The organism is Paenibacillus sp. FSL H7-0357 (genome assembly GCF_000758525.1).
Classification (GTDB): domain Bacteria; phylum Bacillota; class Bacilli; order Paenibacillales; family Paenibacillaceae; genus Paenibacillus_AQ.
The window spans coordinates 2,556,536-2,578,914 of record NZ_CP009241.1; the positions used below are offsets into that span (position 1 = coordinate 2,556,536).

The 22,379-nt window shown below is 45.7% G+C and carries 20 protein-coding genes and 2 pseudogenes; 15 read left to right on the forward strand and 7 right to left on the reverse strand.

Annotated features, from left to right (window positions below):
• Window positions 1-18 precede the first annotated feature (18 nt).
• Entirely contained in the window at window positions 19-861 is an 843-nt protein-coding gene (locus H70357_RS10985) for a hypothetical protein (protein ID WP_038589029.1), read from the forward strand.
• Window positions 862-949: 88 nt separating this feature from the next.
• On the opposite strand, the pseudogene H70357_RS37105 reads toward H70357_RS10985, so the two are convergent.
• Both H70357_RS37105 and H70357_RS10990 read right to left on the reverse strand, forming a co-directional pair.
• Window positions 950-1,115 (reverse strand): annotated as a pseudogene (locus H70357_RS37105) (IS3-like element ISBth8 family transposase); the annotation flags it as partial.
• A gap of 697 nt (window positions 1,116-1,812) precedes the next feature.
• Entirely contained in the window at window positions 1,813-2,655 is an 843-nt protein-coding gene (locus H70357_RS10990; protein ID WP_038589032.1) for a hypothetical protein, read from the reverse strand.
• 1,360 nt (window positions 2,656-4,015) lie between these two features.
• On the opposite strand from H70357_RS10990, the gene H70357_RS10995 reads away from it, so the two are divergent.
• The 3 genes and pseudogenes from H70357_RS10995 (at window position 4,016) to H70357_RS37115 (ending at window position 5,353) form a co-directional block, all read left to right on the forward strand.
• The gene (locus H70357_RS10995) at window positions 4,016-4,288 is read left to right on the forward strand and encodes a hypothetical protein (protein WP_156130852.1); all 273 of its coding nucleotides are present in this window, start codon (window positions 4,016-4,018) and stop codon (window positions 4,286-4,288) included.
• Window positions 4,289-4,596: 308 nt separating this feature from the next.
• A pseudogene (locus tag H70357_RS37110) lies at window positions 4,597-4,922 on the forward strand (transposase).
• On the forward strand, window positions 4,883-5,353 hold the full coding sequence (locus H70357_RS37115) for an IS5 family transposase (protein WP_197073680.1): 471 nt from the start codon (window positions 4,883-4,885) through the stop codon (window positions 5,351-5,353). Before H70357_RS37110 ends, H70357_RS37115 begins: the two are co-directional and overlap by 40 nt.
• Window positions 5,354-5,377: 24 nt before the next feature.
• On the opposite strand, the gene H70357_RS11005 is transcribed toward H70357_RS37115, so the two are convergent.
• The 4 genes from H70357_RS11005 to H70357_RS11020 are packed head-to-tail and all read right to left on the reverse strand — an operon-like array spanning window position 5,378 to window position 9,201.
• Window positions 5,378-6,382: an ABC transporter ATP-binding protein gene (locus tag H70357_RS11005; RefSeq protein ID WP_038589038.1), complete on the reverse strand. Its 1,005-nt coding sequence runs from the start codon at window positions 6,380-6,382 to the stop codon at window positions 5,378-5,380.
• Window positions 6,379-7,161 carry an ABC transporter permease gene (locus tag H70357_RS11010; RefSeq protein ID WP_038589041.1) on the reverse strand — a complete coding sequence of 261 codons (783 nt, stop codon included), beginning with the start codon at window positions 7,159-7,161 and terminating at the stop codon, window positions 6,379-6,381. Before H70357_RS11010 ends, H70357_RS11005 begins: the two co-directional genes overlap by 4 nt.
• Before the next feature lie 28 nt (window positions 7,162-7,189).
• Window positions 7,190-8,008, reverse strand: a complete 819-nt coding sequence (locus H70357_RS11015) for an ABC transporter permease (protein WP_038589044.1) — start codon at window positions 8,006-8,008, stop codon at window positions 7,190-7,192.
• Window positions 8,008-9,201, reverse strand: coding sequence for a serine hydrolase domain-containing protein (locus H70357_RS11020; protein WP_038589048.1), 1,194 nt, complete (start codon window positions 9,199-9,201; stop codon window positions 8,008-8,010). The genes H70357_RS11015 and H70357_RS11020 overlap by 1 nt, the downstream gene beginning before the upstream one ends.
• 492 nt (window positions 9,202-9,693) lie before the next feature.
• Here H70357_RS11020 and H70357_RS11025 point away from each other — a divergent pair, with 492 nt between their 5' ends.
• Window positions 9,694-10,647: a serine/threonine protein kinase gene (locus H70357_RS11025; protein WP_052091971.1), complete on the forward strand. Its 954-nt coding sequence runs from the start codon at window positions 9,694-9,696 to the stop codon at window positions 10,645-10,647.
• A 112-nt stretch (window positions 10,648-10,759) separates the two neighbouring features.
• Here H70357_RS11025 and H70357_RS11030 read toward each other — a convergent pair whose 3' ends face one another.
• Window positions 10,760-12,796 (reverse strand): vWA domain-containing protein, encoded by a 2,037-nt coding sequence (locus tag H70357_RS11030; protein ID WP_231578474.1) that lies wholly within the window; start codon window positions 12,794-12,796, stop codon window positions 10,760-10,762.
• 396 nt (window positions 12,797-13,192) lie between these two features.
• Here H70357_RS11030 and H70357_RS11035 point away from each other — a divergent pair, with 396 nt between their 5' ends.
• The 10 genes from H70357_RS11035 to H70357_RS11075 all read left to right on the forward strand — a co-directional run bounded on the left by H70357_RS11035 (window position 13,193) and on the right by H70357_RS11075 (window position 22,318).
• Window positions 13,193-15,361 carry a hypothetical protein gene (locus H70357_RS11035; RefSeq protein ID WP_038589054.1) on the forward strand — a complete coding sequence of 723 codons (2,169 nt, stop codon included), beginning with the start codon at window positions 13,193-13,195 and terminating at the stop codon, window positions 15,359-15,361.
• A 121-nt stretch (window positions 15,362-15,482) separates the two neighbouring features.
• Complete coding sequence (locus tag H70357_RS11040) at window positions 15,483-15,908, forward strand: hypothetical protein (protein ID WP_038589056.1); 426 nt, start codon at window positions 15,483-15,485, stop codon at window positions 15,906-15,908.
• A gap of 116 nt (window positions 15,909-16,024) precedes the next feature.
• Complete coding sequence (locus tag H70357_RS11045) at window positions 16,025-16,462, forward strand: J domain-containing protein (RefSeq protein WP_081965771.1); 438 nt, start codon at window positions 16,025-16,027, stop codon at window positions 16,460-16,462.
• A 48-nt stretch (window positions 16,463-16,510) separates the two neighbouring features.
• The gene (locus H70357_RS11050) at window positions 16,511-17,059 is read left to right on the forward strand and encodes an FHA domain-containing protein (protein ID WP_052091972.1); all 549 of its coding nucleotides are present in this window, start codon (window positions 16,511-16,513) and stop codon (window positions 17,057-17,059) included.
• A gap of 27 nt (window positions 17,060-17,086) precedes the next feature.
• Window positions 17,087-17,620 carry an FHA domain-containing protein gene (locus tag H70357_RS11055; protein WP_038589064.1) on the forward strand — a complete coding sequence of 178 codons (534 nt, stop codon included), beginning with the start codon at window positions 17,087-17,089 and terminating at the stop codon, window positions 17,618-17,620.
• Window positions 17,617-18,042, forward strand: coding sequence for a PP2C family protein-serine/threonine phosphatase (locus H70357_RS36590; RefSeq protein ID WP_231578407.1), 426 nt, complete (start codon window positions 17,617-17,619; stop codon window positions 18,040-18,042). The genes H70357_RS11055 and H70357_RS36590 overlap by 4 nt, the downstream gene beginning before the upstream one ends.
• Before the next feature lie 5 nt (window positions 18,043-18,047).
• Window positions 18,048-18,485 carry a PP2C family protein-serine/threonine phosphatase gene (locus H70357_RS36595; RefSeq protein WP_231578408.1) on the forward strand — a complete coding sequence of 146 codons (438 nt, stop codon included), beginning with the start codon at window positions 18,048-18,050 and terminating at the stop codon, window positions 18,483-18,485.
• A gap of 61 nt (window positions 18,486-18,546) precedes the next feature.
• A complete protein-coding gene (locus H70357_RS11065; protein WP_156130853.1) occupies window positions 18,547-20,343 on the forward strand; it encodes a PP2C family protein-serine/threonine phosphatase in 1,797 nt (598 codons plus the stop codon).
• Window positions 20,340-21,632, forward strand: a complete 1,293-nt coding sequence (locus tag H70357_RS11070) for a hypothetical protein (protein ID WP_038589066.1) — start codon at window positions 20,340-20,342, stop codon at window positions 21,630-21,632. The genes H70357_RS11065 and H70357_RS11070 overlap by 4 nt, the downstream gene beginning before the upstream one ends.
• A complete protein-coding gene (locus H70357_RS11075) occupies window positions 21,629-22,318 on the forward strand; it encodes a hypothetical protein (RefSeq protein WP_038589069.1) in 690 nt (229 codons plus the stop codon). Before H70357_RS11070 ends, H70357_RS11075 begins: the two co-directional genes overlap by 4 nt.
• Window positions 22,319-22,379: the final 61 nt, after the last annotated feature.

Sequence of the window (22,379 nt, forward strand, 5' to 3'; positions counted from 1 at the left end):
GAGAGGGTGAGCTTATTTATGAAAAAAATGAGTTTGTTTGGTAAAGTTACAAAGACTCTAATTGTCATTCCACTAATTGTAATTTCCGCTTTTTCAGCTACTACAAATGCATCTCAAATTAGTGATCAGGATCTAGCAAAACAATCAGTAAGTAATTACTTTAATGCCATTCAAGATGGAGATATTTCTGAAGCTGTAAAATGGGTAATTGATACTAGATTTAGTTCCCCTGAAGAACAAGCAACTGAATATCAAGAATTTTTAACTTCAGATCCTTTTTCAGTTCGTACTATTGAGAGCATCAATTCTAATTCAGACGGTACGTTTACTGCAACAATTGAACTAACTCGTAAAGAAGATGGAAGTTTGAATGAAATTACTCTACCAATAGTACAGAAAGATGGAAGTTGGAAACTATTAATTGAAGGAACAGAAACAAGAAATAAAAATGTTATAACGACTTACTTAAATGGAAATAAAAGTGAATCTACTATCATGCCAATGGCTTCAGTGAATATTGGAAATTATGGGGGTGTATGGCTAAATGGAGCTGGTTCTACGTTAAGTAATAAATTTGACATGCATTCATTAAATATTGGTGTAACTGTATGGCAAGACCCTGGGTTTTCGGAGGAAGTAATCGTTACATACCAAATTGTGAAAAATGGGTGGATTAGTTACGATGTCCTTGGCGAAACGATTCATGGTCCTACTTATAAACCAACAACCGGATCTGCCGATTATATAGTAGTTCATAACGCAAATTCAGGTAAAGCAGAAAATGGGGTATACTTAAAGGTTATTAATCCCAGTTATACACAGGGGGTATTTGTAAAAGGTTATATATATGAAAACCTGTAATAATTAATAAAAAAGTAAATAACAATTGGTCATAACCCCGTCAAGTAGACAGAAAAAAAGCCATCTAAGCGGCGACTTGCTTTTGGTATTAAACCGGAGACAGGTCGCCGAGTTTGCTTTTGAAATGTTCTTGATTGTAGTAGACCATGCTTCTTTAGGATTCTCCAAATACAGTTTCTCTGTCTTCAACTGAGAGGAAAATACGATTCAATACAAGTATTGTCGTAACAGTTTTTCCGCCGAGAATGGCTACCCGTTAAGTTTCTCTAAAGACCGCGGAAGGTTTGCTCCCGGCGAAGTACGCTTCTTTCAGATGACCGATTTAATCCCTACCTTTTTATTGTTCATTGCAAGCCCTTCTTTGCGCAGAGCCGTTCACATTCCCTTTATAACCAAAGGCAAGCCGACGCATTTCCCGTAACAAGCCGGTTTTCTCCATTTATAGTAGATTGTTCGTTGAAGCTTTTCGATACGTCACAGTAAAACCGCCAGATACTGACCACTCATTTCTTTGAATGGATTAGCACTGAGTATTTGTATCCAAATTCCCATCTGGTGCAAATTAGGATTGAGTTTTTTAGGTATTCAACCAGCGCGCTTTTCAAATAGGCTACTACTTCTTCTATACTGTAGTGTTTCTTATTCCATTTTCCTCAGTAGTCTTCGAAACCTCTCCCTTCTGGAATTTATGCACCCAATTTAAGATTTTGGTATCGATTTATATTCCGACCTCATAATCACGGGATAGCTCCAGTTCACCTCCAATCGTAGACGAACCGCCTTTTTTCTTCGCGCTATACCGTGTAAAGGCTTGTCCTTTCTTAGGTGACATAAAAAAGCCTCCGGTCAACAGTAATGAGTTCATTTTACAGGAACCCTTTTTTTACTGTCTACCAAGAGGGGATTATAACAAATTGCTTTATATAACTTTCTCTGCTTTTTTATTAGTAATTACTGGTTTTCATATATATAACCTTTGACATATACTCCTGAAGCTGCACTAGGATTTATAATCTTTAAGTTTACTCCGTTTTGTGCATTACCTGTTTTTGAGTTATTAATTACTATATAATCGGCCGATCCGGTTGTTGGTCTGTAAACAGGACCATGAATCGTTTCTCCAAGGACTAAATCGGCTAAATACCCTTTTATAACAATTAAATATGTAACATATACTGGATCCGTAGATCCAGGGTTATATTGCCATACAGTTACACCAATACTTGATGAATGCATGTTAAATCCATTACTATACGTTTCATCGGATTTGCTTAACCAGTCTTCGTAATTTCCAATATTCACTGAAGCCATTGGCGTGATAGTAGATTCACTTTTATTTTCATTTAAATAAGTCGTTATAACATTTTTATCTCTTATTTCTGTTCCCTCAATTAATAGTTTCCAACTTCCATCTTTCTGTACTATTGGTAGAGTAATTTCGTTCAAACTTCCATCATCTTTACGAGTTAGTTCAATTGTTGCAGTATACGAACCATCTGAATTAGAATTAATGCTCTCAATAGTAGGATTTGAAAAAGGATCTGTAATTAGTAGTTCTTGATATTGAGTTGCTTGCTCCTCAGGGGAGTTAAATCTAGTATCAATTACCCATTTTACAGCTTCAGAAATATCTCCATCTTGAATGGCATTAAAGTAATTACTTACTGATTGTTTTGCTAGATCCTGATCACTAATTTGAGATGCATTTGTAGTAGCTGAAAAAGCAGAAATTACAATTAGTGGAATGACAATCAGAGTCTTTGTAACTTTACCGAACAAACTCATTTTTTTCATTAATAAGTTCACCCTCTCAATAATTTTAAATACTATTATATTATTACATTTTATATAAAATAATGTAAATGAAAATCATGCTATAATATGTCTATATTGTTAATTAAAAAAGAAGTGACTTTCAACGAATTAATAAACTCCTTTTCTTTAAACAAGCAGACATAAGTGAAACAAAGGATTTTTTGTATGTAGAGCCGTTTGTGAAGATAGAAATACGTTTTTGTCACTGACAAAGGCTGGGAAACTGAGGTTGCCGATCCTGGAACGAGTAATCTTGTGAGGCAATTACAGAACTATTACCTTTCAAATGATTTTATCTCTTTATAATGCGAAATCAATAAAAAACAGTAGAATGAACTTATTCATTATAGTTTCGTTCTACTGTTTTTTATTTCTTTAGGCCTTTTTGTTTTTGATAGCCACGCAGACTAGGTATTTAAGCTATAGTTACATTGATAAACGGTATCGTTACCCAAGCTGCAATAGTACTTGACACTCCGCGGAAATATTATATTGCAACTATAGCAACACTAAGTCGAATAGCATTTTGCAAATTAGTAAGGGTGCCATCTTCTCTTGTAGGTGCTTATTATGCTGAGTATGTGTGTGTAAAATCTGTATGAAATTAATGGAGAAAAGGTATACGATCTGGATGGATCCACTAGTGTGTAACCAATACATAACAGTGTCGCATATCTCAATCGTTTTTAGAATGAAAGGAAATATGCTTTGTAATACGTGAGGTGCGCACCTGACTTATGTAGTGGAGTCTCTATTCAAGAGACAATCATTGGAATGAGCAGTATAGGAGAGAAAGCTAAACGTATTTTGTCCGAGGCCGCTGAAAAAGTCTCTTTTAAAAAAATCATCAAAAAAACGAGCCTCTAAAATCGTTTCTAAGGCTAGTTTCGCGTTTCGGGAATCATATTTGACCCCCTAATGTTTTGGTGTTTTCGAAAAAATGGTAGTTTTTCAGCGGCCTCATTTTGTCCAGATAGAGCTTTTTATCCCACTTCGCAACAATGAATAATTTATCCGAAATATAATTGTGAGACTTTCTCTTCTTTTTAGAAATTTAAACTCTAAAAGGGGAGGTGTATTAGCGCTACTTATTCTTGGTCCTTTTATTTTTGGTTCTTTTATTTTTTCGAGCTTTATTTTTGCATAGGTAGTTTGTTTTGCGATAATATCCATATTATTTATTATATGGTTAAATAAATTGAAGTGATTATGATGATTAGGAGGAGTTTACGATGAATTTATTAAAATCTTTAACAGTATTATTTATGATTGTATAGTTATCGCATGCACCAACCAACCAAATGAAGAAGAAATAATAAAAAAGAATATAACAAGTTACTTGGCTGCTATTGAATCGGGAACCATTTCTGAAATGATAAAATATGCTGATGATGTAAGATTTCCAAGTAAACAAGATCAGAAAAATGAATATGAAAATATTCAAGATGACATTTCAGAAACTAGTCTTGAAAAACTGGTTAAAATCACGAAAACAGAATATCATGCGATAATTAAATACAAACAAAATAATCGGGATTCTACTGAGATCACATTACCTGTTATTAAAAAGGATGACGGTTGGAAGATTATTGTTGGCGAGGATATTAAGTGAATAAAAATAATAACATGAAAGAAAATCGAAGAGGGCTGATACATCAGATAACACAATATCGCGCTATGGACCATGCGGCCCTCGTACTACCTGCGAAAATTTCGAGAAAGAAGAATCAGGTAGCTATAACCTTTCCTCTTAGATATGAGCTATTTAAGGGGAATGGTTGTCAAGAATGTAAAACTTATGTTTTTCGCTATAGCATTAATTTTAGTCTGTTTATTCATTCAATGTGATTCTAGGTCGTATATGCAAACTATGATTTTATAAAAATTGGGTGAATAATAGATGGGATAAGACGAAACGAAATTCGTGATGACCAATGGGAAAAGATCAAAGGCCTACTTCCGCCGGAACGAAAACCACAAGGAGGGAGAACCCCGAAAGATCATCGTCAGATGCTGAGTGCCATGCTGTGGGAGGTGCACCTTGGCGAGGTTTACCGGAACACTACGGCTCATGGTCCACTGTCTACAGTCGGTTTCGGCGCTGGCAAATCGCCGGTATCTGGAACCAAATTTTAGATCATGTCTCGACCGAACCCGACCTAGAAAGCATCATGATTGATGTAACAATTGTGCGTGTTCATCAACATTGGGCAGGTGCAAAAGGGATGGGCCTCAACAAGCCATAGGCCGATCCCGAGGAAGGTTAACGACCAAAATCCATACCATTGTCGATGCCCTAGGCAACCCGTTGCGCTTTGTGTTGACCGGAGGTCAGTGCCATGACGCAGTAACCGGCTACGAGATGCTTGGGCAGATGGACTTAACGAAGAAACAGATACTCGCCGATCGAGCGTATACAAACCGGATTCTTCGCCTCTTGCAAAAGCAAGCTGCGACTTCGGTGATTCCGGGTAAGAAGAATCGATGGAAACAACGTAGATGGGACAAAGATCTCTACAAAGAACGCCACATGATCGAATGTTTTTCCAACAAAGTAAAACATCGATTGGCCACTCGCTATGACAAATTGGCCAGTACCTTTATGACTTTTTTGACGTTGGCTTCGATTATGATATGGCTCGTTTGGGTTTGCATACACGCCCTAGCCTTACAGTAATATGATCCAGTAGGAGTCAAACCGCTAGCCGGGCACACCTTCCGCATTCTCATAAATATTCATGACAACCTGCTGGATCGGCAGTTCCTTGACCGAAATGTCGGAGAACCGGCGCTTCCTGGAGATTTCTTCGATAAAATCGCTGATTGAAATAAGTGCCGTATCCACTTCAAGCGTAATTTGAAAGTCTGACGGGCGCTCGACCACTTTGGTGTAGGCATTGTCGAAGATGGTTTTGTGCACGGACTCCGCAAAAGTAAAACTGACCCGTTTCTTATCCCCCAGAAAAAGCTTCAGCTGCTGAAGCGATTCATCAAAAACCTTTTCCCCGTGGTTAATGACAATGACCCGGTGGGCAAGCTCCTCCACATCCTCAAGATCATGGGTGGTCAGAATACAGGTCATATTATGCTTCTTGTTCATCTGGTGAATGAATTCGCGGATTTTGACCTTGGCGATCACATCAAGCCCGATGGTCGGCTCATCCAGAAACAAAACCTCCGGCCGGTGCAGCATAGCCATGACGAATTCGCATTTCATGCGTTCGCCAAGGGACAGCACTCGTGTGGGTTTTTCGATCACATGCGCAATATCCAGCATCCCCGTCAGCTCTTCCAGACGGTGTTTAAAGTCCTGATTGGCGATTCCGTAGATTGCTTTGTTCATATTGAAGCTGTCGATAGGCGGAATATCCCAGATCAATTGAGATTTCTGACCGAATACGGCTCCGATTTTGCCGACATAACGCTTTCTGTCCCGGGCAGGCGAATAACCAAGAACTTGAATTTCACCACTTGTGGGAAACAGCGCGCCGCAGAGCATTTTGATCGCCGTTGATTTTCCCGCCCCATTGGGACCCAGAATACCGCAGATTTCCCCCTGCCCAATGGCAAAGCTGATATCGTTGACGGCGTTGACCACGACCTCTTCGCGCTGGAAGAAGCTCTTAAAGGTCTGGCCCATACCTGCGCCCCGCTTATAGGTTTTATACGTTTTAGTCAAATGCTTCACATCAATAACCGGCATCATCCGCCTACCCCCTCGTACAATCTGATCATATGCCGGTAAATCCATACTCCTGCCGCCAGAAATAAAAAGCAGGGCAGAACAGCAGCGAAATCGCTGGCATGCACCCGTCCTAGAAGAGCGGAAGCAGGGAAGAAGCCTACCATTCCCACAGGAATTATCATCGTGGCCAAAGCTTGTACAGCCTTCGGAAATATGGGCAGCGGATATTTTCCAATGTGCAGCACACTGTCAGCAAGTTCGGAAATTCTCGAGTTGCCCACCCATTTGAAGGACATAGCGGCCATCATTAGAGATAATCCTGCAAGGACCGCCGTCCCTGCGATAAACATCCCGGCAAATTGGAGCCAGAAAAGGACCGGAATGGCGCCGACATGCATAGCAGAGAATATGAATAGCGAAACCCCGCCCAGAAACAGGCCAACACTTTCGGTAGAAAATGTTGTGGCAATAATAAAAAACAGCGGATTCAGCGGTTTCATAAGAATAACCTCGAAGCTTCCCTCACGGACATGCGACATTGTGGTCCAGAGAACGCCGCCGAAAATAAGGCTCGAAAGGCCGCTGGACATGGTGAATACAGACTGGATCAACAACACCTCAAACAAGCTCCAACCGGGAAAGCTGGTGCCCGCCCGGTAAATAAGCAGGGTCACCAGCGGAAACAGAATGTTGCCGACCAGGGTGATCAGACTGCTGATAATAAAATTCATACGATAGGCTACAGCCGACTGCAAAGCGGAATACATGCACTGCCTGTAAATATCCAGATACCGTTTCATGTAAAGAACTGTCCTTTCATGGGGGCATTCACGCGCCGACAGCAGTAAACTGCTTCATGGCCAGACGGCGAACAAGCTCGTTTAATCCGAACGTAACTAACAAGGCCGCCGCCTGTATGCCCACGGCTTGCTCAATGGAAAGCTCAACGCCTCCAAGTGAGTAATGGCCGGTAAAAACCATTGCAGGCAGGTAGGCCATGTACTGAAACGGCAGGAAGAACTGGATCACCTGAAGCCAGTGCGGAAAAAAATCAAGCGGAATAAGCGCACCTGAAAAAATACCCGACACCAACATAAAAGCACTTCGTATTCCAGCTGATTGGACAAGCCAAAATGAAGTCAGGCCGATCATGTAGTTCACATAAAAAATCATTAGAAAGGCAAGCAGCACCGACAGAAGCATCCATGGAAAGCTTGCCGGCCGCATATCAACTCCAAAAATAAAAATGAAGATCAAAAGGCAGGGTAAAAATTCAAACAGGAAACCGAGAGACCGATGCCCGATCTTCTGAAACAAAGCGAAAGAACGGTGATGAATCGGGCGCAAATGAAAGGTGAGAAATTTACCGGTGCGCACAAGCATGGATAAGTTCCAATCGGCAAAATCCATGACCAGGTAACCGATAAGCGCAGTAGCGCCGAAATAGCGGATCATTTGGGGGAGTCCGATACCGCCGAGCGAAGCATGATCTCCATATACCGCCGTCCAGATAAAATATTGCACCATAAAATATACAGGACCGACGATAATGGACACCATGGAATGAGTGCGGTAGGCACTCCATTCTTTGTAGGTTACCTCCGCCACCGTCCGGCAAATAAGCCATTTGCGTTGCAGGCTATTCATCAGGTGAGTCCAGACCAAATGATATTAGTTACATTAAATAGGCCCTCTGCGTACCAATTATCACTGGTAAAAGGCACAAACCATACAGCGGCAAGCTGCTCTGTAGGGTCGATGGCCATGCAGCAGGCTCCAGCGCCTTCGTGAAAATAGCTGGTTGGAGAGTAGAGGAAGGCGGGGCCTCTCCTCATATCCAGTCCAATGCCATAGCTCCGGTCCTTGTTATCGGCACCCCAGCAGTAATCAGGAACTCCGTACAGGGTGCGGGTCGTGATCTTCTCAACCGCTTTGCGGCCGACGATACGGGTATCGCCCAGTGTTCCCATGCCTAGAAGCATGTTGGCGAACCGGATGAGGTCGGCTGGCGTAGAGGCCAGGCCTCCGCCGGTGCTGGAGACTGTATCCCACAGCTTTTCCTCTGGAGAGACTTCAGGCTGATTACCGTTAATTAGATCGTTCAGCCGCTTCTCATGTCTCTCGTTTCTTATAATGGCGCGTCCGGCTAGCTCCGGAGTCAGTTCCCAAACAGTATCCTTCATGCCAAGAGGCTTCAGGATTTGCTCTTCTATGTACTGTTCAGCGGTTACGCCAGTCACTTTTTTGATGATTTCTCCGAGCAGGCAAAAGCCAAATGATGAGTACTGCCATTCCTCGCCGACTTTTTTATTGACCCCGCAGCTCAGTGCGGCAGTGATCCAGTCCGGATCCCCATTCTCAGGGTTATACTTTTCGAAATATTCACCGATTAATTGCCAATAGGATTTATGATAGGGAATTAAGCTGCCCGCACAGTCGGGAAACAGGCCCGAGGTATGGGTCAGAAGGCTGTAAATATCGATTTTGTTAAAAGGGTCCACGTTAAACTGCTCCAGGAACGCGCTGACAGGAAGGTCAAACCGGAGAATACCGTCCTCAACAAGCTTGGCCATTGCTACTGAGGTAACGGCTTTGGTAATGGATGCGATATTATGAACCGTTGTTGGTAAAAGCGGCTCCGCCCTGTCTTCCCGGAACGAAAGCGGTCCCATAGCACCGTGCATAAATGTCTTTCCATACCTTGAGACGCAGTAAGCTGCGGCCTGGATTTTATTTTGATCAATCAGGTTCTGGAAGTGGTTGTGCAAAACCCCGATTCTCGAAGTATCATAACCTACCTCTGCCGGTGAACAGTCGGTAATGCCTGGCGTAAACAGCATACATATATGCCTCCTTGAAATTATTAGCACCATGCAAGGATACCTAATCTGTCTAAGCGCTTTCAAAAGAACTCGCCTATTCGTGCCGCTCTGCATGGTAATAGCTTTCAGCACGATACCACTTAAGTATATTTCCAGAGTATGGATGTTACAACGGCAATTTTGTATATAACCAAACTTGCCCGGGTGATGTGTTGTGTAAGAATCTTAATAGAGGATGAAATTTACAAAGAAGAAAAAGATTGCAAAAATGACGTATAAAAAGGTATAAATATATATGTGACTTGTCCGGTAGAAAAGCCGTTTCATTGCTGAATCGAAAGCGGATTGGCTTTGCAAGAAAGCTTTTTGACAACATTTCTAGATTTTTTGCTGACTGATTAAAAAATTGAGCAACAGCGGTCGATAAACATCATATACGAATAATGTATATTCATATTCACTCGATTTGAATGCAGTATAATAGAATTCTAACAAAAGAGAGGGCTGGCTGTGGACGGAAAATCAAATGCTTCTGCCTTGCCGCGTAACACATTGCTGAATGGCGTCTATCAGATCAAAAAAGTAATATCTCGCAGTGAGCTTGGACTCGTCTATTTGGGAAGGGAAAAGGAGACGGGGAAACCTGTCGCAATTAAGGAGTTTTATCCGGCGGTGCTGGCCCGGCGAAAAGCTGATAAGCGAACGGTTGAAATTAGATTGGGGAATAGCCTGGACAAATATGATGAGCTTCTGCATTCGTTTATGCAGGAGGCGGAGCTTCTTTCTGAATTGAAGCATCCTCATCTTCTGAAGTATCTTGCTCATCTGGAAGCTAACGGGACAGGATATATTATTATGGAATACTGCCAGGGAACATCTCTGGATAAGTGGCTGAGTGCACGTGGAGCGGTTGACCGCGCATTATTCATCAATCATACCCTGCTGCCGTTGGTGGAGACGCTGGAATACATACATACTCAAGGCATTATTCACCGGGATATCAAGCCCTCCAATATTATGATTATGGAGGATGGCACTCCGAAGCTTATTGATTTTGGGTCTGCTGTCCGTCTTCCGCTTAAGGAAGGGGAGAAGCAGACAATCTTTACATCAGCATGTTACTCTCCCTTGGAGCTTTACTCTGAATTGTCACCTCATAATGAGATGTCTGATATATTCAGTCTGGCTGCGCTATTACATTACTGCTTCTGCGGTGAAGCACCTGCCGATGTGAAGCTGCGCTTGTTCGATGAACAAATTCCTGCAGTTAGGACCAAGAATCCGGAAGTCAGCCGCTGGCTGTCGCGAACCGTTCATTGGGGACTGGCTATGCGGCAGGAACAACGTTGCCCGTCACTCGCCAAGTTCAGGAGGGCACTGCAAGTTCAGTCTTTTCTATGGAAGTGGAAAGGTACAGCAGTACTTGGGAAGGCGGCGATGGATCTGTCGTCCGGAAAGAAATAGGACAACCTCTAAAGGTTGTCCCATACGGTAACCGGTAGTGATCCTGACTTGAGGGTCACTTTTCTTTTGCCTGGAAGCAGCACTCGCAAGTCCCCCGGTAATTCTCCACAGCTTATATAGCTTCCGAATCCCTCTGCTGGCCTACATAAATATTAGTTTTTGGCTTAATGGCCTTATAACGCATCTCAATCTCCGTCAGACCATCTTCGAACGTAATATAGAGCCGATCATTGTATTCAAGCACTTCCTGCTTGCCACGCTCCACAGGGGTTCGCCCATGTACGACGGTGCAGCGGGAATCATGCCGGACGATCAAGGTTTCATTCTTGCCGGCCTTGAACCAGATATTTCCCGCTTCCGGAACATGTTCCCGGATCTCCATCATGTTAAGTAATTCAGCCAGATTCATCCTGCGCTGTTGAAACGAGGTCATCGGCCAGTGGGTCACAGGAATATCCGTACCGCTTGCAGTACTTAGGAAATAACCCTCCAGTCTGCCGCGAAATACTGGCTTTGGTCGCAGCACGAACCAGTACAGCAGTCCAATAGCGATCAGTAACAGTACGGAAAGTACGCCAATACGCAGCATCTTTTCCACCATGGAAGTGATATGTACAGGGATTCGGGCGGTTACTTTGGCGCCTTCATCATCTGTGGCTGTTATTGAGAGATAGGACTTTCCTGAATGCAGCGAAGACAATAAGAGTTGTCCATCTTTGATGTCTGCTTGAGCCAGGCTCCGATCTCCTTGTTCTGTATCCACGGTATAAGTAAGCGAATCCTTATTGGGATCTTCGAAGTAGCTGGTTAAGTCAAGCTTAACAGCTCCGTCATCCTTGGACAAATCAATGGATTTATTCAAAGCGACCGGCGGCAGATTGTTAATCTCGATAACTGCAGTTTTGCCTTCTCTGTAGAAATCCGAACCGTCTACACGGATATGGTATTGGTATGTATTTGATTTAGGAAATATGTAGGTGCCCTGAAAGCCGCTTCCCGTATTGGTTAGTGGAATCCGTTCAACTTTGCCTTCTTTGGGTGTTACGATCAGTTCTGCTTTCAGCCGATTGTAAATATCGGAATCCTGTACTTTAGAACCGTCGTTTATTCCGTATAGTGCAGCCTCGAAGGCGGTAGCTTGTCCTTTGAGCGCCTTTTGTCCGCCGGATATAGCGGCTTCGGCACGCATATTGTAATTGCCAAGCAGATTGACTTTGACAAGATCACCGGCATGTCCGCGGAATTTCAGCACGAAATTGCCTTTAACCGGCTTGACGATTTTCATCAGCGAGTATTTATCCGATTGAATGAAGCTTACATTGCTTGATTTGTAATAGAGCTGGGCCTCCGTTACCGGATGCTCCGACAGCATGATAATATTGGCGTCAGCCATGCTGGAATTGGGAATCTCCACGGTGATTTCCTGAAGGGAGCCATTTGCTGTAACGGCTGCTACGGATGTAAGTACGGATTGAATCTGACTGGCAAAGATCTGGTTAAATATTTCAGGCAAATCGTCTGCACTTCCGGTAATAAAAGAGGTACCGCCCGTCTCACTTGAGATCCGCTCCAATTCACTTGAATTAACCTTACCTCCATAATTAAGGCCAACGGTGTAAATCGGGTATCCTGATTTTTGGGCCATGTTAATGACTTTGTCCACATCATTTGCAGAATCAGCAAAAGTCCGTCTACCGGAGCTGTTTCCAATATCGGTCTCTCCGTCGGAGAGAAGGATGAGGAAGGGTTGTCTGCCATTTGCCCGGGATTTCTCCAGCAGTTCCGCGCCGCGCCGCAGTCCAAGGCCAAGATCCGTGTAGCCGGTCCGCTTCAAGCTGTCGATCTTGCTCCGTAATTGCTGTCGTGCGCCGGAAGACGTAATATCCGTGAGCGGGACAGAAGAGGTGATCCGGTCGTTGTAGGCCACGAAGCCCAGCCTGGTTTTTTGCCCCCCGCTCATATCCATGAACATGCGGATAACTTCATCGGCTATCCGGTCCTTGTCCGTCTGATTCATGGAGTAGCTGACATCCAGTACAAACATGGCATCCAGACCTCCTGCCGAAGCGGAAGCGGTAGAGTTCTTGCCGGATGATGCGTAGCTGGAAGTCCCGCCGTTCCCTGCCAAGCAACCTGAAATAAGTATCATCACTACTACAATTTTCCTGAGTGATCTAAAGTACATAAGCTGCGGAATCCCCCCTTGTATCTGTTTAGGCCTAAAGTTATTGATGCAGCTCCATATAATGCTGGGATAAGGTTATCATCGGTAGCCTTTTGAGGGAAAATAAGGAAAAAATACAAAATAGTCCTTTTAGTCTAGTTAGTAATAAAAATGATTAAATGGAACTATATGCCTTTATATTGACAAAAATTATCTTTACTGGTTAAGATGGGTCCCATGAATCCAAAAATTATCGCATCAAATGGCAGTATTTAGTCGAATGGTGTAACCAAAGACTCACGAATGCATGCCGGGTAACAGAAAATAATGGAGGGGGGAAGGCATCCTCATGAGCCTTTTTTAACATGGGATGCTGCCTGAATGGACATTATCAATCAAACGAACCGAACCTTGCTTTTTGAGGAAATCAACCCGGAAAAGCTCGATTTGATCACCATCGTCGGGGATGTAAAAGGTATCGACAGCTTGAGTGACGATAAGATCAAAGAGATTAATGAGCATCTTCTTGTGCACAATTTTGATGAGTTCCTCGACAAGTTTTCACCGAGCATTTACTCCTTTTTTAATGCGGCGAACCAGAAAGTAATGTACACGCTGAAGAAGCCTGAAGGCATTCCGGATGATACCATTTCGGAGATTAAGATTGATCAGAGCAATGACTTCCTGCGAATGTTGTTCACGCTGATCGATACGAAAAGAAGCCAAGGGATTACGAATGTTGATTTCAAATTTGAAAATTTGCTGGACATGATCTCTCCAAAGAAGGTTATGGATGATATCCGCCAGGTCCGCAAAGAGATTCACTACATGTACGGCCAGTATGACAAGCTGGATGACGGAGATCCAAAAAAACTGGATGTCGGCGATAAACTGAATATTATGTTTGAGGAAGCCAGCCGCAACTATAACAATGTCATGGCTATGCTGCCACTGGCCATCGAGGATATCAAGACTCGGCTGCTGCTCGGCCGGGCCCAGGAAGATACATCTTCCGAATTGATTCAAGTAGGCCAGCTTACCATCGGTGAGAGCGGTGAACTGAAGATCATCGAGGCTCCCAAGAGTGACAGTACCGACCTGATGCTTCTGGATGAAAGCACAAATACAGACCTCACACAGGTATTTGCTGAAGATTACGGCTCTTTGTCCGAATCTCCGTCTACTTATGTGCAGGACCTGGTAGTACGCACATTCTGTCCGCTTCCGGCGGTCCGGGCTGAAGTCAATGCCGCAATGGAAGTACAGAATTACAATACATACCTGGAATTCTACAAGAATGCCAAAGATGATTTCGTTAAGACGGTTAAGCCGCTAGTGGAAAAAATACTGGGTGTTAAGATGTTCTTCGACCAGTATGCGGTTAAAAACAAAGGCATGCAGCCTTCGATGCTGATCGCCAACAGCAAGCTGGATATGCTCGTGAAGAGCAGCAATATCCCGCGGCTGGAGACATATTTGAATACAGTGAACTCGAAAAATGAATTCTCCGATACGATCTGGTTCGGGATTGTTCCTTCCGTTGAGTTAGAGACAACCGGCAAGGTCAAAGTTAGCCGAGAACGTTTTCGCGGAAACGACAAAGTGGTCAAGCAGGATGGCAACAGCATGGAATCACTTACAATGCTGCTGCAAGTGATCAAGGACTACAAGGTGCAGTTGTTCTTCAGTTTCGAGTCCGGCGAGGACACTACGTTCAGCAGTATGGCTACTGCCGGAATCGACAAATACATTGACAAATGTGCAGGATTGACACGGAAGGAATACAGTGAATTTGCGATCCCGAGTGCACCGAATTTCACGGTGATTCCTAAGGAGAAGTCCGGAGTTATCATTGACAGCAGAATGCTGCAGACCGAGAACGGTGTGGAATTGTCCAAGGATAAAGAAGACATTCTGAAGTTATGGATCGAAGGCGTATATATTGGAGCCGCTTACGTTGCCGCTGGTATTGTAGCTGCTTATCAATGTCCTGAATATCTGAGAAGCAACTTTAAGAATGTAAACCGGGAATTTCCGGGGGTACGCTTCGATATCGAAGCGGGAGACAACAGTCTGCGCTCCGTAACAACGATGACCAAGGAAATCTCGGGGTTCACGAATACAATTAAGGATTCCATTAACCGCAAGAACTTCGGATTTATTTTCTCCTCTGAGAACGCACAGCTTCAGGATACGGATATTAAACGGATTACCGTATATAAATCGAGAAGTATGGCTATGTCAGAGGACGGATATGATTCCATTTACAAAACACAGGTGAGTACCTATATCGAACGTTTCCTGCGCTTCCAGACCGGAGATTTCAAGCATGAGAACATAGTGAAGTTCTTCAGCAACAATCCGAGCAGTCAGAAGAGCCGCTGGTTGGGCAAACGCGGATCGGTTAACTCGATCATTCAAGAAGGCGATGATATGAGCTATATTATCGACGAGAAGAGCAACCTGTGCCATATAGATCTGGTCTTCAACGGCAATGTGAAGAATCTTGAGGTCATGATAACCAAGGGAACCAGCACTGTTAAGGCTTAATCATTCATATAACAACGATAAAAGATTATATTACAGAACTTATTAAGGTATCAGAGGCTTGTTCATCCGAGCTAGCCTTTATACATATTTCAACATTATTTTTCGAGGAGGTTTTTTATTTATGGGTTTTATTTTAAAAGTTGAAGGTGCAGAAACAATCGAACTGGGAATGGACAATATTCGTTCTGTTGTGTACGACACGGACACTCCGGATGATTCAAACGCAAGATCGACCGATGTTGGAGCAACCCTGCGCATCACTGGTAAAATTATCACGGCTACTGACGGCGATAATGCAGATGACACCATCAAGCTGGCGCTCTGGTCTATTGTTCCTGCTGAAAAAGCGGACTGCTACCGCAAGGTAACGCTCGAAGTTATTGCAGCAGACCAAGTAGTGCGCAAGATCCATTTCCCTAACGCATTCGTTGTGGATTACACAGAACGTTACGGGGATACCGAAGGTGTAGGTGAGTTCACACTGTACATCAAACAAAAGAAAGACAAAACCGAACTTACCAAAATCGATGGCGGATTTTCGGCCTAATATCAGGTAATCGGACTGGGACATCGGGCTGGCTGTGTCTGCCTGATGTTCAGAACATTAAGGGGCCTTTATGCGCCTCTTAATGTTTATTTATCTCTAAATCGTAAGGGGAAGCGGTGAGGCGATTGACAGATTATTATGAAGTGCTTGGTATTGCCCCAAATGCATCATCCGCCGAAGTGAAGCAAGCTTACCGGAAGCTGGCCAAAAAGTATCATCCCGATACGAACGGAGGAGATCCGCAGGCCGCCGAGCGGTTTAAGCAGGTTCATGAGGCCTATAAGGTACTAGGTAATGAAGAGTCAAGGACGGCTTATCAGTCGCAGTCGCAGTCGCGTACAACCCGGGCATCCGAAGAGCCGCCGGAGAAGCCATCCGCAGGCAAGGAGCGGGTCAGTTTTGATCCGGGAAATATGGAAGAGCAGTTCGAACGTTTTTTTGGTTTCCAGCCGAAAAAGGAGAGTGACCGGAGCATCCCCAAACGCTCTGAGCCAGCAAAAAGTATGGAAGCATCGGAGCTGTTCGAGCGCTATTTTGGAATCCGAAAGAAGTGATCCGGCAGTCATTCTGGGGCGTAGCCCGGTAAGGCGGAGGTTATGGGAGTGAAACAAGGAAGGTCGATCTGGACCCTGGTGCTGGATCTATTGATAACAGCCATCTCGGCTGTAATATTCTATTACATATTTGTGGTTGCAAAGGTTAGGGGGGCACAGGTGGTTGCGGCAGCAATCCTTTTGTTGTCAGCAGTCATAATTGCAGTCAGAACAAGACCCAAGAAGATCAAGGCGCAGAACAAGGTCAAACCCGGCAGCAAGGTTGTAAAGCTGGTGCTGCTGAGTGATGACGGTGAAAGTGTAAAGGAATGGTACATAGAAGGCGAGACAAGTGTTCTGATCGGCAAAAGCTCAAGGCACGGCGAAGCAGATATAGATCTGTCAGATACACCTTATGCTTCTCTGATCAGCGCCCAGCATGCTGTGCTGAACAAAGCATCCGGCAAATGGTACATAGAGGATATTGAATCCTCCAGCGGTGTGGGTATACGGAAAAGCAATCAGAGCAAAGCAGTTAAATTGGAAATCGAGGAACCCAGCCTGCTTGAGGCGGGGGACTTAATTTATATTGCCAACACGAGGATTCTGGTGAAATGAACAACACATGCGGGGGTATGAGAGCGAATGAGTCTGACAAGATGCGCTAACGGACATATGTTCAGCACAAGAAGACACGGCAACACGTGTCCTTACTGTAATCTTACCGTGGAGAGCCCGGCTCCGTCCGGCAGCAAGGGAGCAGCCATTGCTATGGCGTCCCGTCCCTCCGAAGATGACAGAACGATGCCGTATTTGGGAGAGGCTACCGGAATTGAACCAGTGACGGGTTGGCTGGTTTGTATTGAAGGGGCACAAATGGGACAGGACTACCGGATTATGGCGGAGAAGAATTTTATCGGCCGCTCGGAAGAGATGCATGTGCGCATTCTGGGTGACAATACGATCTCCAGACGCAATCATGCGGTGATTGTCTATGATCCGAAGAAACGCAATTTCTACTTGCTGCCCGGTGATGCTTCCGGACTTGCCTATCACAATAACGAGGCGGTATATTCCCCGGTAGAGCTGGCTGCTTATGATGTCATTCAGCTGGGACGCAGCAAGTTTATTTTTGTTCCCCTGTGCGGTGTTCACTTTGAATGGGAGCAGCAGCAATGAATACGCTGAAGCAACTGCTGGATGATAGTGCATTGACCCCATACTGGATGATTGTTGTCTGGATATTGCTGATCTGGCCACTGATTATGTTCAGGCATCGTATTCAAAAGATGCCGAAGGCTGGCACCGGTTCCGGGGACGGAATCGGGAACGGCCAGACGATCGGTGCGCGTGAAGAGCAGGATGACTATTTTGCGACGGTCAATATGCCTTTCGGATTGCTAGCTGTGCTTGCGGATGGAATCAGCGGTTTAAGCGGGGGAAGGGTGGCCAGTACGGCGGCCGTTCATACTTTTGTTAAAGAATTTCGGGAACTGGAGCGCTTCCCCGATCCGCCGGAATTCTTCGGTGATGCGGCGATGAACGCCAATGGAGAGATCATGAACCAGTTGCACGGAGTGCAGGGGGGACCACGCTGGTAGCGGCGATGATCCGCAGTAGTATGCTCTACTGGGGGGCGGTAGGGGACAGCCTGTTGTTCGTATACCGCGGCGGTATTCTGATTCCGGTTAACCATAAGCATACGCTGGAGAACACACTGCAGGAACAGTATCTGTCCGGTGAGATTACCGAGTCGGAGGCGCTAGGCAATCCGCAGCGCAAGACTCTGGTCAATTATTTGGGGTCCGAGAATTTCAGGAGCATGGAGCTGGCAGAAGAACCTTTTCAGCTGTATAAGGGGGACAAGATTATGCTGTGCAGCGACGGGGTATACAACACGCTCACGGAAATGGAAATGGAGACGATACTGTCCCGGCCGCTGTCACCCTATGATGCTGCTCAGGCCATGATTGATTTGATAGAGGAGAAAAGGCTTGTACATCAGGATAACGCTACAGTCATTATTGTGGAGAGGCGTTGGTAGAACAGGAGATGTCCCGCCGGGTACATAGCATAAATCATCAATACGGGAAATGGGGATACGCATGAGGAAGGAGAACAGCGATTTTTTAATGAGTTTCGTCTCCGAATCGGGTTCTTTTATGACTAACCGGGATTTTTTCGGGTGCGTTGAGCTGGAGGATAAGGCCTGTTATATCATTGCCGATGGATTGGATTCAGATGAAGAGGCTCACAGTGCCGAAATGATTGTGCAGACGATTCTGGAGAGCTTTTTGGAGAAACCCACCCTCTCCCGGCGGCGTTTGACCGATTACATCCGGATTGCCCATGAGTGGCTGCATTATGAGAGCCGAAGAGTCCGTCTGAAGGCCAGTATACTAATTGTGGTGACGGATTATACGAAGATGGTATGGGCATCGGCCGGGAATGCGAGACTTTATCATTTTCGCGGGGAGCGCCTGATCTTGAAAAGCCGGGACCACAGCCTTGCCCAGCAGATGGCAGACGAAGGACAAATTGCCGAGGACAAGATCGATACGAATGATGAGCGTGGCAATCTGCTGCAATATGCCGGGATGCCGGGCAAGCTGAAGCCTTATGTCTCCGGGAAGATTCCGCTGGCAGATGGCGATGTGCTGGTGATGTGCACCTCCGGTTTGTGGCAGGCTGTCGAGGACGCAGAGATGATTGATTCTGTTCAGGCGGCGAATGATCCGGTTATGCTGGCGGATACGCTTGAGGAAGTCATGCTCAGCAAACAGCGGATGCGGATAGATAATTATACGGCAGCATGTATCTACGCTAATAAGACCTATCAGGAAGAGCCGAAGAACCGCAAGAAGTGGATCAAACGCATTCTTATTATTCTATTAACGGTGCTTCTGGTAGGTGGCGCCGGGATCTTCTATAAGGTCAAAAGTGCGGCTAAGAAGGCCGAATTAGCTGCCGATATGCTCCAGTACGAACAGAGTGCTGACGTGTATGTTACAGAGCAGGAGTATGGCAAGGCAGTATCCGACTATAGTTTGGGCCGCAACAACTCGATCAAGCTCAAGGACCGGATTCATAAAAAGCTGCTGACAGACAAAATGGCGGCTGCGCAAAAGCTGGTTGACGGCGAAGCCCACCTCAAGGAGGGGGATATTGTAAAAGCCAAAGCGAGCTATACCAAAGCGCTGGAACTTTCGGAACCGTACAGTATCTTCAAGCGGCAGGCGATTGAAGACAGACTGGGACAGATGACCGCCTTCCAGAAGGTACAGGACTGGCTTCGGGAAGCAGATCTCAAATTCCAGAACGGTGACTCCAGCGGCGCCATTACGCTGTACCTGCGGGCGCGGTCCTCCGCCACGGAGAACGCTTATAAAGAGGCTCTTGCCGAAATTACAACCAAGCTGGAAACGGCGGAAGCCAAAAAATCGGATGTGGAGCGGCAAGTAAGTCAGCTCCAGGCCGATAAGCTGGAAGCCAAGGGCGACCGTTACAATGAAGCCGCTGATTACAGCGGGGCGCTGGATGCTTACGCAGCAGCACAAGAGGTCTATCAGAGTATTGATATGCTGGAACGGGTACTGGCAATGGAGCGCAAGATCTCCAAGCTGGAAGAGAAATTGAACCCGCCTGTACCTGCTGTAGACCCGAATGCTGCCGGAGCTGCAGACCTTACGGGAAGTATGGATTTGCCTCTGGTGACTCCAGATGAAAGTACGGATAACAACGGAAGTATAACAGATAATTCAAGTAATAATGAAGCTGGTAAGGGTTTAGAGGAAAGTGCCGCAAAAGGTGCAGCGAGCACAGAACCGGGCAGCGGCGTGGATGCCGCGCTGCCGAAAGAGGAAACGGTCCAGAAATCCGCTGAAGAGGAGGTGCAGCCATGAAAGATATCATTCGTGACCGTCTGAACAAGATGGAGGATCTGGAGCAGCGCCGGATGCTGAAGGATGTAATGACCGGTTTATTTCTGAATCTGGTGGAATATCAGGAGACGCTGAACCGGCAAATTGAGGAGCGCGTCTTCAATGAACTGGAGCCGGAGGAGGTGCGGCATGATGTGTATGCGTCACTCTGTCCCCGCGAAGAGCTTGATCCACTGCATGAATTCCTGTACCCCATGGTCCCTGGCGATTCAGAGCCGCAGTTTATCAATCTGGCTGAAGTTGCGGCTGCCCTATCGAAGCAGGAGGAAATGAAGTTATGTACGCTGTTCCTCCAGTGCGATACCTCACAGATTCGCTCTCTTACCCGGAGCAAGCGCCAGTTCAAGGGTGAGATGATCACCAGCGGAGGCCGGTATGAGATAACGGTCCGGCTGAAGCAGAGCTCAATGTACACCGAACGCATTGAAGAACTGTACCGGATATTCCGTAAAAACAGTCTGCCGTGGAAAACAGTCCACATCCCTTATGCCTACAAATTTATGGACTGCATCCTGATATCCTGCGGTGCGGAGTGGGACAACCAGGAGACGGTGAAGCAGATTTCCATACAGTTGGAGGAATTGGAACCGTATAAACATATGAATCTGGTGCCGATCTGGAATATTCAGAGAATGGAAATGAAGATCGGCGGCTTTCCCGTTCCGGCGGCTGACCGGGTGAACTACGAGCATGTGCTGCCGCTAAGAAGAACAGGCACAGAACACGGATATCTTGTAGATGGCGAGGAATCAAATATCCGTTATATTAAACGCTCGGAGGAAGAGATTACAGTTGTATCTCCGCTGGATAAATCGGATTCCTGGACCATGCTGAAGGTGACGAGGCCGATGAATTCTGGAATTGGCCGGATGCATTATCCTCTTTTGTCGAACCGCAGACAAGAAGGGTATATCGGCAGATATGTCCGGCAAGCTGGCAGTCCGGTTCGATCCAAAGGTGGCATTGCCCGTTTGACCGGGGCGTTTGAGGTTTCGCGAGAGGTAGAACTGGAGGATGTCAAGATTCTGCCGCCGGGACAGGAGATTCCGCTGACTTATGAACTGAACAGCTTCGTCAGCGACCAGGTCCGCGTACAGACGGATAAGTACCGGATGCGCCTTCTGTTCAGCGCTGTGGCCAGGGACCGATCACTTGCCGGATCCTATCTAAGTGACGATGTGCTCAGCTTCCTCGTCTCTGAAGTTCAGCTAATCTTTCCGGAGTACCGCTGTGAAGGAGCCTGGGTATGAACTATATTTGGGATCTGCTGGTTCGGTCGGGGCGGGCGGGAATGAAGCGGAGCGACATTCACTTTGTTCCGGCGAAGGTGTATTCACCTTATATGGAGCTAAGCCATGCCGATCTCAATGCGGCTGCTGTGGAGCAGGAGGTTGAGGTGAACCCGTACTATCGTTTTTACGATATTTTCAGAGACTTGTTCGATCCTAACAACGCTGAGGATTCCGAACTGCGTGAGACCTTATTCGATCTGATCATTCATTTCCTGGCTGAACTGGACCTGATGCAGGGGATGAACAAACGGGAATATCAAATCCGCTTCACACTGCGGGAAATGCAGGAGGGAGTCTTCGGAGAACGGATCCGGCAGCGGCTGAAGCTGTTTGGACGGGAAGAGCAGGAAGTCATCGCCGGGCATGTTCTGCGGCTGTTCGATACCGGCGAAGCGGTGCATCTTCTGCGGGAACTGCTGGTCCGGATGTTCCCGCGTTCCACATTGTATGCGAATTGTGAGGATAAGGATGAATTGCTGCTCTATATCGGTGAGGAAGAGCGCCCGGAGACAAGGGAGAAGCTGGAGCTGATTTTGGAGCTTTTTTTACCGGTACGCTTCGAAACGGAGATTTACTGGAAACGCCATTTCGGCATTATCGACGTGGATCACACGATGGTTCAGGATTGCATTGCCTTGTATTAAAGGAGCAAGAAGAGAGGGCAGATTCAGATGCTGCGGGAGCAGCCGCCTAGGAGGTTACGAA

Excerpts from the sequence above, each read along its gene's own strand:
- H70357_RS11030 (WP_231578474.1), bottom strand. The coding sequence starts at position 12,796 with ATGATACTTATTTCAGGTTGCTTGGCAGGGAACGGCGGGACTTCCAGC.
- H70357_RS11075 (WP_038589069.1), top strand. The coding sequence starts at position 21,629 with ATGAACTATATTTGGGATCTGCTGGTTCGGTCGGGGCGGGCGGGAATG.
- H70357_RS10990 (WP_038589032.1), bottom strand. The coding sequence starts at position 2,655 with ATGAAAAAAATGAGTTTGTTCGGTAAAGTTACAAAGACTCTGATTGTC.
- H70357_RS11020 (WP_038589048.1), bottom strand. The coding sequence starts at position 9,201 with ATGCTGTTTACGCCAGGCATTACCGACTGTTCACCGGCAGAGGTAGGT.
- H70357_RS36595 (WP_231578408.1), top strand. The coding sequence starts at position 18,048 with ATGATCCGCAGTAGTATGCTCTACTGGGGGGCGGTAGGGGACAGCCTG.
- H70357_RS36590 (WP_231578407.1), top strand. The coding sequence starts at position 17,617 with ATGAATACGCTGAAGCAACTGCTGGATGATAGTGCATTGACCCCATAC.
- H70357_RS10985 (WP_038589029.1), top strand. The coding sequence starts at position 19 with ATGAAAAAAATGAGTTTGTTTGGTAAAGTTACAAAGACTCTAATTGTC.
- H70357_RS11065 (WP_156130853.1), top strand. The coding sequence starts at position 18,547 with ATGAGGAAGGAGAACAGCGATTTTTTAATGAGTTTCGTCTCCGAATCG.
- H70357_RS11005 (WP_038589038.1), bottom strand. The coding sequence starts at position 6,382 with ATGATGCCGGTTATTGATGTGAAGCATTTGACTAAAACGTATAAAACC.
- H70357_RS11040 (WP_038589056.1), top strand. The coding sequence starts at position 15,483 with ATGGGTTTTATTTTAAAAGTTGAAGGTGCAGAAACAATCGAACTGGGA.
- H70357_RS11070 (WP_038589066.1), top strand. The coding sequence starts at position 20,340 with ATGAAAGATATCATTCGTGACCGTCTGAACAAGATGGAGGATCTGGAG.
- H70357_RS11015 (WP_038589044.1), bottom strand. The coding sequence starts at position 8,008 with ATGAATAGCCTGCAACGCAAATGGCTTATTTGCCGGACGGTGGCGGAG.
- H70357_RS11010 (WP_038589041.1), bottom strand. The coding sequence starts at position 7,161 with ATGAAACGGTATCTGGATATTTACAGGCAGTGCATGTATTCCGCTTTG.
- H70357_RS11055 (WP_038589064.1), top strand. The coding sequence starts at position 17,087 with ATGAGTCTGACAAGATGCGCTAACGGACATATGTTCAGCACAAGAAGA.
- H70357_RS11035 (WP_038589054.1), top strand. The coding sequence starts at position 13,193 with ATGGACATTATCAATCAAACGAACCGAACCTTGCTTTTTGAGGAAATC.